Origin of the sequence: Mesorhizobium sp. M4B.F.Ca.ET.017.02.2.1, from assembly GCF_003998955.1 — a bacterium.
Lineage (GTDB): Bacteria > Pseudomonadota > Alphaproteobacteria > Rhizobiales > Rhizobiaceae > Mesorhizobium > Mesorhizobium abyssinicae.
In genome coordinates this window covers 1-17306 of sequence record NZ_RZOF01000103.1, presented here as the reverse complement: position 1 = coordinate 17306, position 17306 = coordinate 1, and the positions used below count along the sequence as shown (strand labels likewise).

Here is a 17306-nt window from a genome sequence, read left to right as displayed (position 1 = left end):
TCCTCGAACTCGGGCCGGCGCGCGCCGGCATCGTCAGCAGCATCGGCGATTGCTTCCTGACGCGCATCGTCACGCCGCGCGACATCTTGGCCCTGACCGTCGACGATCAGCTTTCGATCTCCATCAGGCCAAACGACTTCACCTGGCAGGGCGGCCGGTTCGCCTTTGCCGATGAGGCCGACGCCAAAGCTGTGGCGGCTGCATTGCAGGACCATGATCGGACCCGGGAGGCCGCGTGATGGACGACTACAATTTTCCGCAGGTCACCCAGCTCGCCATCCCGTTCTTCGTCGCCGCCATCCTGATCGAGCTCTGGCTGGTGCGCACAGGCCGCGCCAGGGGATCGTTCGAGACGCGCGACACGCTGACCAGCCTGATGATGGGCACCGGCAACGTCGTTGCAGGGCTGCTGCTCGGTGTTGTGTCCTACTGGGCGCTGCTTTGGCTTTGGCAGTTCCGCTTCTTCAATCTCGGCCTGTCGGTCTGGGTGTTCCTCGCCGCCTTCCTGCTCGACGATTTGCGCTACTATGTCTACCACCGCATCGCGCACCGGGTGCGCTGGGTGTGGGCCGAGCATGTCAATCACCATTCCAGCCAGCACTACAATCTCTCGACGGCGCTGAGGCAAAGCTGGACCGGGCTTTTCACCTTCATGTTCGTGCTGCAGGCGCCGCTGGTGCTGCTCGGCTTCCATCCGGCGGTGATCGCCTTCACCTTCGGCTTCAACCTGGTCTGGCAGTTCTGGATTCACACCGAGGCGATCGGCAAGATGTGGGACTGGTTCGAGTTCATCTTCAACACGCCCTCGCATCACCGCGTCCACCACGCCACCAATCCGCGCTATCTGGACGCCAACTATGCCGGCACGCTGATCATCTGGGACCGGATGTTCGGCACGTTCGTCGAGGAACTGGAGGAGGACCGGCCGCGCTACGGCATCGTCAAGAACATCGGCACCTTCAACCCGCTGAAAGTGGCCTTCCACGAATGGATCGGCATGTTCAAGGACGCGCTGATGCCGGGTCTCTCCCTGCGCCAACGATTCAACTATCTCATCCAGCCGCCGGGCTGGAGCCATGATGGTTCGCGCGACACGTCGGAGACGCTGAAGGCAGCTTACGTGCGGAGGAATCCGGGAGAGGCGGGGAAGCCCGGGTTGCCTAGTGCGGCCGCTGAGCCGGCGGAGTAGCTTACCAGCCTAATCGACGACCTTGATCCGCACCGGTGAGCCGTCGGGCAATTCGTTAATCTGGCGATGAACCTCGGCCATGCCGATGAACTGCTCGCTGACTGGAACTACGAACATGTTCTCGACGTCGAATTTGCCCTTGGCGAAGACTGGCAAGATGGTAAAGCCGTAGCATTCTCCCACCTTAGGCTTCTTGCCCGCGGCATGAAGGCGTCCCACAAGCGGTGGCAGGAACCACTCGTCAACGAGATCATGAGAGATTCGGATCATCTCATCAAAAAGTGTCCGATTGCGAGCCACCCGCTCGACCAAACCGGTTCCGGTGTCTAGCCAATGAACCTCATTGTTGGGTCGCTCGACAAACATGCCTCCCACCATTGAGCAGACAAGTGGGGTCCAAGGCTCTGGCAAAAGCCACGACCACGCTTTCGCTACCGTATGCGCGACATCTGGCTCAAATTGGAACGCGATGTCCTGCCAGATGACGTCAGTCACCGATTACTCCGCCGCTTCGGCCCGCACGGGCAACCCCAGCCATTGCCTGCAATCGGCCAGCGCGCGCGCCGTGATGGCGCGCCGCTTGGCGACGATCTTGTCCTTGCCTCGCAGCCGCTTGCCGTCGGACTTCGGTGCCTCGACCGGCGGGAACAGGCCGAAATTGACGTTCATCGGCTGGAAGGAGCGTTTACCGGGCTCGTCGTCGGAGACGATGTGGCCGCCGGTAATGTGGTTGAGCAGCGCGCCGAAGGCGGTGGTGAGTGGCGGCGGCGCGGCCTGATGGCCGAGCCTTTCGGCAGCGGCGAAACGGCCGGCGAGCAGGCCGATCGCGGCGCTCTCGACATAGCCCTCGCAGCCGGTGATCTGGCCGGCAAAGCGCAGGCCCGGCCGTGACTTCAGCTGCAGCGAGGCATCGAGCAGCGTCGGCGAGTTGATGTAGGTGTTGCGGTGCAGGCCGCCGAGGCGGGCAAAGTCGGCGTTTTCCAAGCCTGGAATGGTGCGGAACACGCGCACCTGCTCGGCATGCTTCAGCTTGGTCTGGAAGCCGACCATATTGTAGAGCGTGCCCAGTGCATTGTCCTGGCGCAGCTGGACGACGGCATACGCCTTCACCGATGGATTGTGGACGTTGGTCAGCCCCATCGGCTTCATCGGTCCGTGGCGCAGCGTCTCGACGCCACGCTCGGCCATCACCTCGATCGGCAGGCAACCGTCGAAATAGGGCGTGCCTTCCCATTCTTTGAACTCGGTCTTCTGGCCGTCGACCAGCGCCTGGACGAAGGCGAGATACTGGTCCTTGTCCATCGGGCAGTTGATGTAGTCCTTGCCGGTGCCGCCGGGGCCGACCTTGTCGTAGCGCGACTGGAACCAGCAGGTGTTCATGTCGATCGTGTCGAAATGCACGATCGGCGCGATCGCATCGAAGAAGGCGAGCGCATCGGCGCCGGTCGCCTGCGCGATCGACTGGGCAAGCGAAGGCGCGGTCAGCGGACCGGTGGCGATGATCGCCTCATCCCAGTCCGCCGGCGGCAGGCCCGGCACTTCCTCGCGCTCGATGGTGATCAGCGGGTGCGCCTCGATCTTTCGGGTCACCGCCTCGGAAAACCCGTCTCGGTCGACGGCCAGCGCGCCGCCGGCCGGCACCTGGTGCGCGTCGCCGGCGCTCATGATCAGCGAGCCGGCAAGCCGCATCTCGGCATGGAGCAGGCCGACCGCGTTGGTTTCGGCATCGTCGGAACGGAAGGAGTTGGAACAGACGAGCTCGGCCAGGCCATCGGTCTTGTGCGCATCGGTGCCGCGGACGGGCCGCATCTCATGCAGCACGACCGGAACGCCGGCCTCAGCGATCTGCCAGGCGGCTTCGGAGCCGGCGAGGCCGCCGCCGATGACGTGAACGGGATTTTTGCTCATGGGCGCCGGAATAATCGCTTGTCGCTGCGATTGCAATTGGCGCGAAGGACTGGAAAGGGCCGATGGCGGGCCGAAGTGCGGCAAAGCCGGCCTCAGAAACACAACACCCGCCGGGGGAGGAGGTCCGGCGGGTGTCGTTTTGGGGGTCGATCCTCGGGAGGAGGTGAAGATCGACCGTATTCGTCATCGCCGGGGAGGAGGTCGGCTCTGACGAAATTCCTTTCGCCGTTTGAAAAGGGGCGAAACCTTTGGAAGACGAACTGCGTTCGCTTCGGGAACAACGCCCGCCGGGGGAGGAGGTCCGGCGGGCGCCGTTTCAGTGGTCAACCCTTGGGAGGAGGTAAGGGTTGGCCGTATCCGTCAGGGTCGGGGAGGAGGTCGACCCTGGCGAAATTCTTGTACTTAGACCGCCTTGCGGGCGATCATCTTGATCTCGTCACGGACGATGCCGAGATCATGGAGCTGGCGATTCGACAGACGACCCAGCTCGGTAACCGTATCGCGATAAACGCGCCAGTTACGATAGTTGCGGATCAGGTTCATTGTCGTTCTCTTCTTCAAAACTGGTTCGGACCATTCGCGGTCCGAAGAGGATTAGACCGCCTTGCGAGCGACGTAGTGGATGTCGCTGCGGCTGATGCCGAGGTCGGTCAGTTCACGGTTCGACAGGCGGCTCAGCTCGGAGACGGTGTCCCGGTAGCGGCGCCAGTTGCGGTAGTTGCGGATCAGGTTCATGGTAGTGCTCGTTTCGTCTTTCGTTCGGATCATTCCGTTTGTGTACGAACAGAAAATAGGTGGGGTCATATCGATTTAAAAGTGCCATTGGCGCATGGCAGCAATGCAAATTGTGCAATGCAACATTAACGCGCGTTCACGGCTTCGACATAAAGAAACCCGAATCGGAAAATGCCGTAGCGTCAACGGTTTGACCGGGTGGGCTGAATAAAAGACCGAGGGCAGGGGGAAAAGAAAATGGCGAGCTATGCTTCGCGGGTCAGGTCAGACATCGCCCGATGGCGGCAGACCGGCCTGATCGACGCGCCGACGGCCGAGGCGCTGGTGCGCGATATCGAGGCCAACGAGCGCAAGTCGCTGAGCTTCGGGTCGATCCTGGCGATGATGGCGGCGCTGCTGTTCGGCGCCGCGATCCTGATCTTCGTCGCAGCCAACTGGGAAGCCATTCCGCGCCTGGTCCGCGTCGCGGCGCTGTTCACCGCCATCCTGGCTGGTTATGTCGGCGGCGCGGTGCTGAAGACACGCGACCACGCGGCCATAGGCGAGGCGCTGTGGATCGTGGCGGCGGCGGCCTTCGGCGGATCGATCGCGCTGATCGGCCAGATGTATCATCTGACCGGCGACGAGGCCTCGGCGCTGCTCACGTGGGGCGCCGGCACGGCGCTGGCAGCGGTCGCGCTACGCTCGAACCCGCTCACTGTCGTTTCCGTCGGCATCGCCGACGCCTGGCTGCTCCTCAAATGGGGCGGCTTTTTCCGGCGCTCGGAATTTCCCCATCTCTTCCCGGCCATTGTGCTGGTGCTGTTCGCGATTTCGTTCTGGACCCGCAGCCAGGCGGCGCGGCACCTGATCATCCTGTCGGTCCTGTTCTATCTCGTGCTGCTGTCGATGGATCACAACACGCTGCAGGTGTCGGTTCCGCTGGCGCTCGTTTCGGCGCTGCTTTTTGCAGCCGCGGTCTTCGCCGCCGAGCCGATCGACAGGATCGTGCAACTCGGCGGCCGTCTGCCCCTGCACGCGCTGATCGGTTTCCTCACCGGCATGGCGATGGTCCAGTTCGAACTGGCCGACGAGGCGAGCTACAATGGCGCCTTCGCCATTGCCTCGGCGGTGGCGCTCGCCGCCATCGTCGCTGCGATCATGCTGGGCGGCCGCGAGAGCAGGGGTCTGCGCTGGGTCGCCTATGCCGGCTTCGCCTTCGAGCTCGCCATCATCTATGTGGTGATGCTGCAGTCGATGCTCGGCACCGCCGGCTTCTTCCTGGCCGCCGCGCTGCTACTCGGCACAATGGCGCTGGTCATCATCCGCGTCGAAAAGCGCATGAACACGCCGCGCAGCGAAGGAGCCCTTGCATGATGACCGGCAAAAGACTGATCATCTCGGCGCTGCTGCTGGCGCTCGTCCAGATCGGCTTCCTCGGCTGGATCATCGCCGGGCGGGCGGCGATCCTGCGCGACGGCAAGCAGGTGCTTTTGAAGGTCGAGCCAATCGATCCGCGCGACCTCTTGCGTGGCGACTATATTTTCCTGGGCTACGAGATATCGCGCATCCCGGTAAAGCTGATAGCCAACATCCCGGCCGACAAACTCGTGAGCGACGACACCTCGATCGTGGTCCGGCTGAAAAAGGGCGCAGACGGCTATTGGCAACCGACAACGGCCTGGTTTGGCGCCGCGCCAGCGCCGGCCGCCGCGGACGAAGCCGATATCGTCGGACATATCAACGACGGTTGGGGCCTGCGCGAAGAGGGCGCATCGATCACTCCGGACTACGGCATCGAGCGCTTCTATCTGCCGGAAGGCGAGGGCATGGCGATCCAGAGCGACATGCGGGTGCGGCCGTTCGCCGTCCGTGTCGCCATCGCCGGCGACGGCACCCCGCAGATCAAGGCGCTGATGGACGGCGACAAGACGCTGTTCGAGGAGCCGCTCTACTAGCTCCGCATTGCCACCCGGCGTGACCCTGATGATCCCCTCCGAACTGTGTGAAGCATGACGATTGAGCTGACGGCGCGGGGCGACATCAACCTCGATACTGTGTTTCGTGTCGCCTGGCGCAAGGAGGGGGTGCGGATCAGCGACAAGGCCTTGCAGCGGATCGCCGCGTGCCGCGCCTCGTTCCTGCGTCTTATCGAATCCGAGCCGCCACCGATCATCTACGGCGTCACCACCGCGATGGGCGAACTGGCGAGCCGGAAGCTCGAGCGTGACGAACGGGACCGTCACGCGCGCATCAAGGCGTTCGCGGCCGCGACTTCGTTTGGCGAGCCGCTGCCGGAGCGTGTGGTCAGGGCGATCGTTCTTGCCCGCCTCACCAATTTCATCGAGGGCAACGCCGCCACTTCGCCGCGCATCGCTGAAGCTGTCGCTGCCATGCTGGACGGCGGGCCGATGCCGATCGTGCCGTCGCAGGGCCAGGGGGGCGCCGGCGAGATCTTGGCTCTCTATCCGCTATTCGCCGCGCTTTCGACGCGCTTCGACCTGGAGGTCAAGGAGCGGGGATCGCTGATCAACGGCTCGCCCTGCGCGGCGGCGTTGGTCGCCGACGCCGCCCTCGCCGCGCGTCGCCGCATTCAAATGGCGCACAAGGTGTTCGCGCTGTCGATCGAGGCGTTTCGCGCTCCGCTCGAGCATTACGATGCCGCGCTCGACGGGCTTTGGGGCGACGAGCAGGAAGCGGCGGCGCTGCAAGGGCTGAGGGAGTATCTCGTCGGCGCCGGCGACGGGCGGCGCAACTATCAGGCGCCCGTCAGCTACCGCATCGTGCCGCGCGTGCTGGGACAGGCGCATCGCGCGCTGTCCGGCGCAGAACGGGCGGCGACCGTGTCGCTGGCGTCGATCTCGGACAATCCGGTCTACGTCCCGCCGGACGAGGCCCATCCGCTCGGGCGCTGCATCAGCACCGGCGGTTATCACAATGCGATGGCGACGCCGGCGCTCGACGATCTGGCGGCGATCTGGGCCGACATCTGCCTGCTCTGCGACCGCCATGCCTCAAAGCTGCTGAACGGCAAGGTCTCGCTGCTTCCCGATCTGCTGATGGCCGACCGGCATTGGGCCGACAGCGACGGCCACGGCAATGTCGGCTACGTGCCGATGGCGATCACCGGCTATCTGGAACAGGCGAAGCTTGCGGCGCAACGCACCTTCATCCCGGGCACGGAATCTGCCGGCGCCGGCCAGGACGATGTCGCGACGACGGCGTTCCTCGCCTGGACGAAAGAGGCGATCGCCGGCCGCTGCCTGGACGCGGCGATGGCGATGCTGGCGATGATCGCCTCGCAGGCGCTTTACGTCACCGGGCGCGAGGCGCCGCCGGCGCTTCGGCCCTTCGTTGCCGACATCAGGGCCATCGTGCCGCCGGTCAGTGATGACCGCGTGCTGGGGCCGGAACTGGCGAGATTGAGCGAATGGTTTACCGGCAAGGTCTTCGAGGCATAGCCGCGGCGCCTCGGTCTGTCAGCCGAAGCGGATGGTGCGGGTAGAGGGACTCGAACCCCCACGATTGCTCGCCAGAACCTAAATCTGGTGCGTCTACCAGTTCCGCCATACCCGCGCCGCCCGGCAATCCCATGTAGCCATCATTCTGTCAATGTCGCAGCCCAAATGGCTGTCATTCGCCACAATGCGAAGATGGTTGAAAATTAGGCCGGCGTGTGACAAAAGGCGTGTCGAATGTGACGGGACGCGACGATCCGCTTCTGCAGAATGTGATAAGAAGTAGGAAAAACAAAGACTTATTCACATCTTGGAACGCAGTTTGGAAGGATTTGAGCCGCTTTAGCGGTCAAGCCGCCAGCTTCCGTACCAAAAGCCATTCCCGGCAAGATTATACCGGCAGGCTGTAAGCGGCATGAACCGCCTGGCAGCCTCATGGGTGAGAACAAAGGTTTTATGATGCAGGTCACCGAAACGCTCAATTCCGGTCTCAAGCGCGAGATCAAGATCACCGTGCCGGCCGGTGACATGGAAGCCAAGCTGATGGCGCGGCTGACGGATGCCCGCAACAAGGTCCGTATCAACGGCTTCCGTCCCGGCAAGGTGCCGGTGCAGCACCTGCGCAAGGTCTACGGCAAGTCGTTCATGGCCGAAGTGGTCAACGAGATCCTCAACGATTCGACCCGTTCGATCATTTCGGGGCGCGGCGAGAAGGCCGCCATGCAGCCTGAAGTGATCATGACCGAGGACGAGAAAGAGGCCGAGAAGATCCTGGCCGGCGGCGCCGATTTCGAGTTCCGCCTCAACTACGAGATCATCCCGGCGATCGAGATCAAGGACTTTTCCGACATCAAGGTGACGCGCCAGGTGTTCGACGTGCCGGACACGGAAATCGACGACCAGGTCAAGCGCATCGCCGAATCGGCCCGCAGCTATGAGCCGAAGACCGGCAAGGCCGCCGAGGGCGACCGCGTGACGATCGACTATGTCGGCAAGATCGGCGGCGAGGCTTTCTCGGGCGGCGCCGGCAACGACCAGCCGCTGGTGCTCGGCTCCAAGGAGTTCATCCCGGGCTTCGAGGACCAGCTGATCGGCGCCAAGGCCGGCGACGAAAAGCAGGTGACCGTCACCTTCCCGGAGAACTACCAGGCAGCGCATCTGGCCGGCAAGGAAGCCACCTTCGACGTCACCGTCAAGGAAGTGGCGAAGCCCGGCGAACTGGAGATCAACGACGAGACCGCCAAGAACCTTGGCCTGGAATCGCTGGAGCGCCTGCGCGAGATCGTGCGCGGCCAGATCGAGAACCAGTTCGGCTCGATGACGCGCCAGAAGGTCAAGCGCCAGCTGCTCGACCAGCTCGACGCGTCCTACGCGTTCGAGGCGCCCTCGAAGCTCGTCGAGGCCGAGTTCAACAACATCTGGAGCCAGGTCAATCGCGATCTGGAAGCCGCCGGCCGCACTTTCGCCGACGAGGAGACGACGGAGGAAGAGGCGCGCGCCGAATATATGCGCCTGGCCGAACGCCGCGTGCGCCTCGGTCTGGTGCTCGCCGAGATCGGCGAGAAGGCCGGCGTCACCGTTTCGGACGAGGAGCTGCAGCGCGGTCTGTTCGAGCAGGTTCGCCGCTTCCCGGCCAACCAGCAGCAGGAAGCTTTCGAATTCTACCGCAGCAATCCGGATGCGCTGAACACGCTGCGCGCGCCGATGTTCGAGGAGAAGGTGGTCGACCATCTGCTCGGCCAGATTTCGGTCACCGACGTCAAGGTCAGCAAGGAAGAGCTGATGGCCGACGACGAAGAGGGCGAGACCGCGACCAAGGCAAAGCCGGCGAAGAAGGCCGCGTCGAAGAAGGCAGAAGCCAAGGCAAGTGAAGCCAAGGCCGGCGACGACGCCGAAGAGCCCAAGAAGAAGGCCGCGCCGAAGAAGAAGGCGGCCAAGGACGCCGAATAAGCGGTGCACTTTGTTCAATCGTGAAAGGCCGCCCTCGGGCGGCCTTTTTCGTTGTGGCTGTCTCGTCGGTGTGCCGACCCGCTCTCAGCGCGCGCTCTAAACCTTCGCAATCTCTGGCTTTTTCTATCCGCCGGCTGGAATCCGTGGTATGTAGGTGCCGCAATTCCACTGCGGCAGTGCGGATATTCCGTACTTGCCATCTAGGGGCGCAAGCCGACGTGAGCGGCTGCGTAAATCGTCAAAGGCAAGGATGACGACCAGGGAGGAAGTGCCATATGCGCGCCATCGCATTTATTGCAGCCATGTCCGTAACAGCCTTCACCGCGCATCCCTCGCAGGCGCAGGACGCCGCGGCGGGTGAGAAGGTCTTCGTCAAATGCAAGGTCTGCCACATCGCGGACGAGGACAAGAACAAGATCGGCCCGTCATTGCATGGCGTCATTGGCCGCACGGCGGGCACGCACCCTGATTTCACCTACTCCCAGGCGATGATCGATGCCGGCAAGTCCGGCGTCAAATGGGACGAGCCGACTCTGACGACCTACCTTCACGATCCCAAGGCCATGGTCAAAGGGACCAAGATGGCGTTTGCCGGTCTCAAGAATGACCAGGACGTGGCCAACGTCATCGCTTATCTCAAGCAATTCTCGCAATAGTCATTCTCCTGCCTCCATCGGTGGTCGCCTGCAATGTCGACTAGGGAAAGTCGCCTCGAGGACACCGGCATTCGCCTCTCGGAAGCGACGGCCGCCGATTTCTTCGCACTGCTCAAGCCGCGCGTCATGGCGCTTGCCGTCTTCACCGCTTTCGTCGGCTTGATGACGGCGCCCGGCGCGATGAACCCGGTCATCGCGGTGATCGCGATAGCGGCGATCGCCATCGGGGCAGGGGCGGCGGGCGCGCTCAACATGTGGTACGACGCCGATATCGATGCACTGATGTCGCGCACCGCAAAGCGGCCGGTGCCGTCGGGCCGCGTCAGCCCTGGCGAGGCGCTCGGTTTCGGCCTGGTGCTTTCGGCGCTTTCGGTGATGACGCTCGGCGTGCTGGTCGGCTGGCTCGCCGCGTCGCTGCTTGCCTTCACCATCTTCTTCTACGTCGTCATCTACACCATGTGGCTGAAGCGCTCGACGCCGCAGAACATCGTCATAGGCGGCGCGGCGGGGGCGCTTCCGCCAGTCATCGGCTGGGCGGCGGCCACCGGCGCCGTCGGGATCGAAAGCTCCATCCTGTTCCTGATCATCTTCCTGTGGACGCCACCGCACTTCTGGGCGCTGGCCTTGTTCAAGGTCGGTGACTACGCCGCCGCCGGCATTCCGATGATGCCGAACGTGGCGGGCGAGGCGTCGACCCGCAGGCAGATCTTCGCCTATGCGCTCATCCTGGCGCCGATCGGCGTGCTGCCCTGGCCGTTCGGTTTCGCCAGCGGCTTCTACGGGGCAGTCGCAACCGCGTTGGGCATCGGCTTCATCTGGCATGCCTGGAAGGTGCTGGCCGCGCCCGACAAGGAGATGAGGCCGGCGAAGGCGCTGTTTGCCTTTTCGATCGCCTATCTCTTCGCGATCTTCGCCACGCTGCTCGCCGATACCATTGTCGCGCGCGCGGTCGGTTCATTCTGAACCGATGGCATGAGCCTCAGTCGCCGGAGGGGATGACTGCCGGCGACGTCACGCCGGCAGCGCGAAAAACCCCAGCAGCAGCAGAATGAGTATCCCGAGGCCGAGTATGAGAAGCGTCCGCGTGTCCATGACCTTCACCTTCGACCCGGCAGAGAATAGCGAAAAAGCTGTTTTTGAACCAGCTTATGGCTGACGACCGCGGGAACCCTAGCCGACAAAGGGCGACAAGTCCCGCGCAAGAGAGTATGGTGATTGCGGTGCAGGTCGCGGTTGGCGTGACCAATCACGCAGATCGATCGCACCATGAAACCGCGACCTTGCCGGACCTGATCTGGAGGAATGGTTCATGGCGAGCTTTCACGTGATTGCAGGTGCCAGCGAAACGCTGGAGCATACAAGAATTCGAAAAATCGGCGTTTCCGATCTTTTCGACGCTCTCAGACGCGGCGTCGACGATTTCATGGTCAAGCCCTCGCATATCGTGTTCCTCTGCCTGATCTATCCGCTGGTGGGCGTGGTTCTCGCCGCCTGGACGTCGGGCGCCAATGCGTTGCCGCTGCTGTTCCCGCTGGTCTCCGGCTTCGCGCTGCTCGGCCCGTTCGCGGCAATCGGCCTCTATGAGATCAGCCGCCGACGGGAGGCCGGTATCGATGCCTCCTGGAGCCATGCCTTCGAGGTCAAGAACTCTCCCGCCCTGCCGTCGATCGCCGCCGTCGGGATCATGCTGTTTGCGATCTTCATCGCCTGGCTTTTGACCGCCCAGGCATTCTACGTGCAGCTTTTCGGCCCGGCGCCGCCTGCATCGCTGTCCGGCTTCATCAATGAGATATTCGCCACCGGACGCGGCTGGACGCTGATCGTGCTTGGTCACGCCATCGGCTTCGTCTTTGCCGTGGTGGTGTTGTGCACCACAGTGGTCGCCTTCCCGCTGCTGCTCGACCGCGATGTCGGCGCCTACGAAGCCATCCACACCTCGGTGCGCGTGGTGATGGCGAACCCGGTCGTCATGGCGGTCTGGGGGCTGATCGTCGCCGTCGCGCTGATCATCGGCTCGATCCCGGTGTTCGCCGGGCTGGCGGTGGTGCTGCCGATCCTCGGCCATGCCACCTGGCATGTCTACCGCAAGGTGGTGGAACCGCCGCCTTCGGCCAAGCCGGCAGGTTGAGCTTTGGGGCCGCGCCGTTTCGGCGCGGCCCCGATCTCTCGGTAGTTCTCTCGATTTCTCAGTAGGCCGGATGGCTGAAGCGAGCCTGGCGCGCATCCGTGGTCAGGTTGCGAAAGTCCTTGCCGCTGACATGCACGAGCGTCCTGTGGTCGCCGCCCTCGAAATAGATGTCGTCGGCGGCGCCGAGGCTTTCGTCGAGGATCACCGGCACGTCATAGGCGGCGCCGATCGGCGGGACGGCGCCCACGTCGCAATCGCCGAAGAGCGAGACCACCTCGTCTTCGGAAGCGAGCCCGAGCCGCTTGTCCATGATGCTTTGCAAGGTGCCGAGCTCGATCCTGTGGGTGCTCGGGACCACGGCCAGCGCATAGCCGAGCTCATGGTGAACGACCACCGATTTGGCCATGATGCTGCCTGGCACATGGGCGGCTATGGCCGATTGCCGGCTGGTGGACGTGCGGTGATGCTCGACGGTGTCGTAGAAAACTCCCTTGCCATCGATGAAATGCTTGAGTTTGTTCGCGATCGTCATTTTGGCGCCTCTTGTCTTGAGTTGTGACGCATTGAAATGACGGCGGTCTCCCACCGTTTCCGATGCCGACAAAGATGGCTCAGCCATCCATTGTTTCAAGGCGAGGCGGCCGTCCAGCAACTCCGGCTGAGCGTCAGGGTCCGGCACCGAAAAACGTGATGCGGGTGAAAAGCGTGTAGTCGGACTCGAAGACCATCATCATCGTGAACACCAGCACCAATATCGGCGGCAGGATGATCGCATAGGCCAGCGCCAGCCTTTCCCAGGCCATGTGCATGAAGACAGCGACGATCAGTCCGGCCTTGAGCATCATGAAGATCAGGATCAACGACCATCTGAGATAGCCGTGCAGACCGAAATAGTCGACCAGGTAGGAGCAGGTGCTGAGGATGAACAGCCACACCCAGACCACCAGATAGAGCTTGATCGGATGTTCCTGATGCGCCTCGGCCACGGCGACCGTCGCAGTATCATGCGCGTGGTCGCCGTGCAGTGCGTGTTGCCCGAGGCCGTTTGCGGTTGCTTCAGCCATAGCTTCCTCTCACCAAAGCCTGCCTCTCACCAAAGATAGAAGAAGGCGAAAATGAAGACCCAGACCAGGTCGACGAAGTGCCAGTAGAGGCCCATGATCTCGACGTTCTCGTAGCGGCCCCTGCGGCTGGTGAAGAAGCCGGGCCGTCCGACATCGTAGTCGCCACGCCAGACCTTGCGCGCCACGATGATCAGGAAGATCACGCCGATGGTCACATGGGTGCCGTGGAAACCGGTGATCATGAAGAAGCACGAACCGAACTGCGCGGCGCCCCATGGGTTGCCCCAGGGCCGCACGCCTTCGGTGATCAGCTTGGTCCATTCGAAGGCCTGCATGCCGACGAAGGTCGCACCGAGCGCCGCGGTCAAAAGCATCAGGATCGCGGTCTTGCGGCGGTCGTGGCGGTAGCCGAAATTGACCGCCATGGCCATCGTGCCGCTGCTCGAGATCAGCACGAAGGTCATGATGGCGATCAGGATCAGGGGGATCTCCTGGCCGCCGATGCGCAGCGCAAAGACCTCGCTCGGGTTCGGCCACGGCACGCGCGTCGATATGCGCGCGGTCATGTAGGAGAGCAGGAAGCAGCCGAAGATGAAGGTGTCGCTGAGCAGGAAGATCCACATCATGGCCTTGCCCCAGGACACGTTCTTGAACGCGCGCTGGTCCGAGGCCCAGTCGGCGGCAATGCCTTTCAAGCCGGCCGGCCTTGGCGCCGTTTGGCCGCTATGCGTCAGAGTCGTCTCGGACATACCCTGCCTCCTCAGGTCAGCAGCCCACGGCAAATGTCGATGAATGTGGCGGCCCAGCCGGCCAGAAGGGCGAAGATGCAGAGCCAGACGAAAAGCAGGAAATGCCAGTACATGGCGCAGAGTTCGACGCCGAGGCGCAGCCGCTCAGGGCGTGCGCCGTTCCAGGCGCCGACGCTGGTCCTGCCGAGACCGATCAGGCCGCCCAGTATGTGCAGGCCATGCATTCCGGTGATCAGATAGAAGAAGCTGTTGGCCGGGTTGGCAGCGAGCAGGTAGCCGTCCTCGGTCAATTGCCGCCACGCCATTAACTGTCCGATCAGGAAGGCGAAAGAGGTGAAACCGGCCGTGGCAAGGCCGAGCCGGACATTGTCGATCTGGCCCTTGCGCGCGGCGACCACGGCGCATTGCAGCGCGATGCTGCTCAGCACGAGCACGCCGGTGTTCAGCCAGAGCAGGCGCGGCAAAGGCAGCGGCCGCCAGTCCGACAGGCCCATGCGCATGAAATAGGCGCTGGTGAACAGCGAGAACAGGCAGCCGACCACGGCGAGGAAGACACCGAGCCCGATCTTGGCGGTGGGCAAGGCCGACCGGTCGAGGCCGACGAAATCGCCGGCCAGGCCTTGCTCCAGCCACGGCTTGGCGGTCAGCCGCTGGTGCGAAAGCCACCAGCCGGCAAAGCCGGCGATCACAGCCAGGAAGACCAGGATGACGCTCATGCCGGCTCCTTGGAGAGGCCGAAATTGCCCGGCACGTTCTGCGGAATGAAGTCCTCCTTGGCACCCGGCACGCTGTAGTCATAAGCCCAGCGATAGACGATCGGCAGTTCCTTGCCGAAATTGCCGTGAGCCGGCGGCGTCTGCGGCGTCTGCCATTCGAGCGTCGTCGCCCGCCATGGGTTGCCGCCGGCCTCGCGGCCATGGCGGATGCTCCAGATCAGGTTGAACAGGAACACCATCTGGGCGAAGCCGACGATGAAGGCCATGATCGATATGAACGAATTCAGATGATGGGCCGACTCCGTCATGATCGTCATGTCGGTCAACTCCGCGTAGCGCCGCGGAATGCCGATCAGGCCGAGATAGTGCATGGGGAAGAAGATCAGATAGGCGCCAAGGAAGGTCACCCAGAAATGGAACCGGCCGAGCGTCTCGTCGAGCATGCGGCCGGTGACTTTCGGATACCAGTGGTAGATCGCGCCGAGGATTACCAGGATCGGGGCGACGCCCATGACCATGTGGAAATGGGCGACGACGAACATCGTGTCCGACAGCGGAACGTCGACGACGACGTTGCCGAGGAACAGGCCGGTCAGCCCGCCATTGACGAAGGTGACGATGAAGGCGAGCGCGAACAGCATCGGTATGGTGAGATGGATGTCGCCGCGCCACAGCGTCAGCACCCAGTTGTAGACCTTGATGGCGGTCGGAATGGCGATGATCAGCGTGGTGGTGGCGAAGAAGAAGCCGAAATAGGGGTGCATGCCGCTGACATACATGTGGTGCGCCCAGACCACGAAGCTCAGCGCGCCGATGCCGACAATGGCCCAGACCATCATGCGATAGCCGAAGATGTTCTTGCGCGCATGGGTGCTGATCAGGTCGGAGACGATGCCGAAGGCCGGCAGCGCGACGATGTAGACCTCGGGGTGGCCAAAGAACCAGAACAGATGCTGGAACAGGATCGGGCTGCCGCCATTGTGCTGCAGTTGTTCGCCCATCTCGACGATCGCCGGCATGAAGAAGGAGGTGCCGAGCACGCGGTCGAGCAGCATCATGACGCAGGCGACGAACAGCGCGGGAAAGGCGAGCAGCGCCATCACGGTGGCGGTGAAGATGCCCCAGACGGTGAGCGGCAGGCGCATCATCGTCATGCCGCGGGTGCGCGCCTGCAGCACCGTCACGACATAGTTCAGGCCGCCCATGGTGAAGCCGATGATGAACAGGATGAGGGAAGCGAGCATCAGGATGATGCCCCAGTCCTGGCCGCCGGGCGTGCCGGTCATGATGGCCTGCGGCGGGTAGAGCGTCCAGCCGGCGCCGGTCGGTCCGCCAGGCGCAAAGAAGCTCGACACCAGAACCAGCACGGCCAGCAGGTAGATCCAGTAGCTCAGCATGTTGACATAGGGAAAGACCATGTCGCGCGCGCCGACCATCAGCGGGATCAGGTAGTTGCCAAAGCCGCCGAGGAAGAGCGCAGTGAGCAGGTAGATCACCATGATCATGCCGTGCATGGTGATGAACTGGTAATAGGCCTCGGGGGTGATGAAGTCGAAGGTGCCGGGGAAGCCGAGCTGCAGCCGCATCAGCCAGGACAGGCTGAGCGCGACGAAGCCGATCGCCGTTGCCGTCGCCGAATACTGGATGGCGATGACCTTGGCGTCCTGCGAGAAGACGTATTTCGTCCACCAACTGTGCGGATGGTAGAGCTCCATTTCCGCGACTTCGGCGGGCGGGACGGCATCTGCAGGCGTGATATCGACCATGGCGGCACCTCCGTGCCCTGTTCAGCGAGCCTCGACAGTTTCGAGCTTTGCCGCAACGTTCAGACCAGACGCCGTCGCCTGGTCGGCCGAGCCCGTCTTCTGGGGCGCCGACAGTTGCGCGAAAGTCTGCTGCTGGCCCAGCCAGGCCAGATAGTCCTGTTCGGTGTCGACCATGACCACGCCGTGCATCAGCGGGTGGCCCTGGCCGCAGAGTTCCGCGCACAGGACCTGGAAGGTTCCGGTCCTGGTAGGCGTGAACCAGAAATAGGTGACCGAGCCCGGGATCATGTCCATCTTGGCGCGGAACTCCGGTATGTAGAAATCGTGCAGCACGTCGACCGAGCGCAGCACCATCTTGACCGGCTTGCCGATCGGCAGATGCAGATCGGCGGCCTCGACCACAACATCGTCCTGGCCGTTGGGATCGCCTGGGATGACGCCGAGCGGATTTTCAGCCGTGATGTCGCGGGTGTCCGAGGTGCCGAGCTTGCCGTCCTTGCCGGGCAAGCGGAAACTCCATTGCCATTGCTGGCCGATGACTTCGACCTCGGTCGCGTCGCTCGGGACATTGACGAAGCGGCTCCAGACGAACAGGCCGGGCACCAGAAGGGCGGTGACGCCGACCCCGGTGATGACCGTCAGCCACCATTCGAGGCGCTTGTTCTCCGGTTCATAGGCGGCGCGGCTGCCCTCCCGGTGACGGAAGCGGAACACGCAATAGGCCATGAAAAGCACCACGGCGGCGAAGACGACGCCGGTGATCCAGAAGGTTATGATGATGGTGTGGTCGATATAGTCCCAGTTCGAGGCAATCGGCGTCCACCACCATGGGCTCAGGAAGTGAAACAGCACCGAGCCCACAACAACCAAAACGAGTACAAGCGCAATGGCCATGTCCCGTCCTCCCGGCAATCGAGGGGGCGCGGAGCCGTCCCGGCGAGTGCCAAGATCATCATAGCGTGATTTGCGGTTGAAATTCCAGAGCCGACTATGGGTGGGATATATATG

Annotated in this window: 18 protein-coding genes, 1 tRNA gene and 1 pseudogene; 9 read left to right on the top strand and 11 right to left on the bottom strand. The window is 63.1% G+C overall.

Going from position 1 to position 17306, the window contains the following annotated elements; translation table 11 throughout:
* Positions 1-239: pseudogene (locus EN738_RS35490) on the top strand (hypothetical protein); the annotation flags it as partial.
* Positions 239-1189: a sterol desaturase family protein gene (locus EN738_RS14960; protein ID WP_187331288.1), complete on the top strand. Its 951-nt coding sequence runs from the start codon at positions 239-241 to the stop codon at positions 1187-1189. The pseudogene EN738_RS35490 and the gene EN738_RS14960, both read left to right, overlap by 1 nt.
* Before the next feature lie 9 nt (positions 1190-1198).
* Here the strand turns inward: EN738_RS14960 and EN738_RS14955 are convergent, their stop codons facing one another.
* The 4 genes from EN738_RS14955 to EN738_RS14940 all read right to left on the bottom strand — a co-directional run bounded on the left by EN738_RS14955 (position 1199) and on the right by EN738_RS14940 (position 3832).
* Positions 1199-1684: a T6SS immunity protein Tdi1 domain-containing protein gene (locus tag EN738_RS14955; RefSeq protein ID WP_127284357.1), complete on the bottom strand. Its 486-nt coding sequence runs from the start codon at positions 1682-1684 to the stop codon at positions 1199-1201.
* 3 nt (positions 1685-1687) lie between these two features.
* Entirely contained in the window at positions 1688-3097 is a 1410-nt protein-coding gene (gene trmFO, locus EN738_RS14950; protein WP_127284356.1) for a methylenetetrahydrofolate--tRNA-(uracil(54)-C(5))-methyltransferase (FADH(2)-oxidizing) TrmFO, read from the bottom strand.
* Between the two features lie 402 nt (positions 3098-3499).
* Positions 3500-3640: a DUF1127 domain-containing protein gene (locus EN738_RS14945; protein ID WP_127284355.1), complete on the bottom strand. Its 141-nt coding sequence runs from the start codon at positions 3638-3640 to the stop codon at positions 3500-3502.
* A 51-nt stretch (positions 3641-3691) separates the two neighbouring features.
* The gene (locus EN738_RS14940; RefSeq protein WP_006335194.1) at positions 3692-3832 is read right to left on the bottom strand and encodes a DUF1127 domain-containing protein; all 141 of its coding nucleotides are present in this window, start codon (positions 3830-3832) and stop codon (positions 3692-3694) included.
* A 237-nt stretch (positions 3833-4069) separates the two neighbouring features.
* Between EN738_RS14940 and EN738_RS14935 the strand changes: the two genes are divergently transcribed.
* Genes EN738_RS14935 through EN738_RS14925 form a run of 3 tightly spaced genes read left to right on the top strand, consistent with a single transcriptional unit; the run spans position 4070 to position 7272 of the window.
* Positions 4070-5188 carry a DUF2157 domain-containing protein gene (locus tag EN738_RS14935; RefSeq protein ID WP_127284354.1) on the top strand — a complete coding sequence of 373 codons (1119 nt, stop codon included), beginning with the start codon at positions 4070-4072 and terminating at the stop codon, positions 5186-5188.
* A complete protein-coding gene (locus tag EN738_RS14930) occupies positions 5185-5769 on the top strand; it encodes a GDYXXLXY domain-containing protein (RefSeq protein ID WP_127284353.1) in 585 nt (194 codons plus the stop codon). The genes EN738_RS14935 and EN738_RS14930 overlap by 4 nt, the downstream gene beginning before the upstream one ends.
* Before the next feature lie 54 nt (positions 5770-5823).
* The gene (locus EN738_RS14925) at positions 5824-7272 is read left to right on the top strand and encodes an aromatic amino acid lyase (RefSeq protein WP_127284352.1); all 1449 of its coding nucleotides are present in this window, start codon (positions 5824-5826) and stop codon (positions 7270-7272) included.
* A 32-nt stretch (positions 7273-7304) separates the two neighbouring features.
* Here the strand turns inward: EN738_RS14925 and EN738_RS14920 are convergent.
* Positions 7305-7387: transfer RNA gene (locus EN738_RS14920), tRNA-Leu, on the bottom strand.
* A 341-nt stretch (positions 7388-7728) separates the two neighbouring features.
* On the opposite strand from EN738_RS14920, the gene tig reads away from it, so the two are divergent.
* The 4 genes from tig to EN738_RS14900 all read left to right on the top strand — a co-directional run bounded on the left by tig (position 7729) and on the right by EN738_RS14900 (position 12003).
* Positions 7729-9219 carry a trigger factor gene (gene tig / locus EN738_RS14915; RefSeq protein WP_127284359.1) on the top strand — a complete coding sequence of 497 codons (1491 nt, stop codon included), beginning with the start codon at positions 7729-7731 and terminating at the stop codon, positions 9217-9219.
* Positions 9220-9494: 275 nt separating this feature from the next.
* The gene (locus EN738_RS14910; RefSeq protein WP_127284351.1) at positions 9495-9875 is read left to right on the top strand and encodes a cytochrome c family protein; all 381 of its coding nucleotides are present in this window, start codon (positions 9495-9497) and stop codon (positions 9873-9875) included.
* Between the two features lie 33 nt (positions 9876-9908).
* Entirely contained in the window at positions 9909-10838 is a 930-nt protein-coding gene (locus EN738_RS14905; RefSeq protein ID WP_127284350.1) for a heme o synthase, read from the top strand.
* A gap of 346 nt (positions 10839-11184) precedes the next feature.
* Positions 11185-12003: a DUF2189 domain-containing protein gene (locus EN738_RS14900; protein ID WP_127284349.1), complete on the top strand. Its 819-nt coding sequence runs from the start codon at positions 11185-11187 to the stop codon at positions 12001-12003.
* Positions 12004-12061: 58 nt separating this feature from the next.
* Here EN738_RS14900 and EN738_RS14895 read toward each other — a convergent pair whose 3' ends face one another.
* The 6 genes from EN738_RS14895 to EN738_RS14870 all read right to left on the bottom strand — a co-directional run bounded on the left by EN738_RS14895 (position 12062) and on the right by EN738_RS14870 (position 17192).
* Positions 12062-12535 carry an aminoacyl-tRNA deacylase gene (locus EN738_RS14895; RefSeq protein WP_127284348.1) on the bottom strand — a complete coding sequence of 158 codons (474 nt, stop codon included), beginning with the start codon at positions 12533-12535 and terminating at the stop codon, positions 12062-12064.
* 133 nt (positions 12536-12668) lie between these two features.
* On the bottom strand, positions 12669-13067 hold the full coding sequence (locus EN738_RS14890) for a cytochrome C oxidase subunit IV family protein (RefSeq protein ID WP_127284347.1): 399 nt from the start codon (positions 13065-13067) through the stop codon (positions 12669-12671).
* A 26-nt stretch (positions 13068-13093) separates the two neighbouring features.
* Complete coding sequence (locus tag EN738_RS14885) at positions 13094-13816, bottom strand: heme-copper oxidase subunit III family protein (RefSeq protein WP_127284346.1); 723 nt, start codon at positions 13814-13816, stop codon at positions 13094-13096.
* Between the two features lie 11 nt (positions 13817-13827).
* The gene (locus tag EN738_RS14880) at positions 13828-14532 is read right to left on the bottom strand and encodes a cytochrome c oxidase subunit 3 (protein ID WP_127284345.1); all 705 of its coding nucleotides are present in this window, start codon (positions 14530-14532) and stop codon (positions 13828-13830) included.
* Positions 14529-16298 carry a cytochrome c oxidase subunit I gene (locus EN738_RS14875; protein ID WP_127284344.1) on the bottom strand — a complete coding sequence of 590 codons (1770 nt, stop codon included), beginning with the start codon at positions 16296-16298 and terminating at the stop codon, positions 14529-14531. The genes EN738_RS14880 and EN738_RS14875 overlap by 4 nt, the downstream gene beginning before the upstream one ends.
* 21 nt (positions 16299-16319) lie before the next feature.
* Entirely contained in the window at positions 16320-17192 is an 873-nt protein-coding gene (locus EN738_RS14870; RefSeq protein WP_127284343.1) for a cytochrome c oxidase subunit II, read from the bottom strand.
* Between the last annotated feature and the right edge of the window lie 114 nt (positions 17193-17306).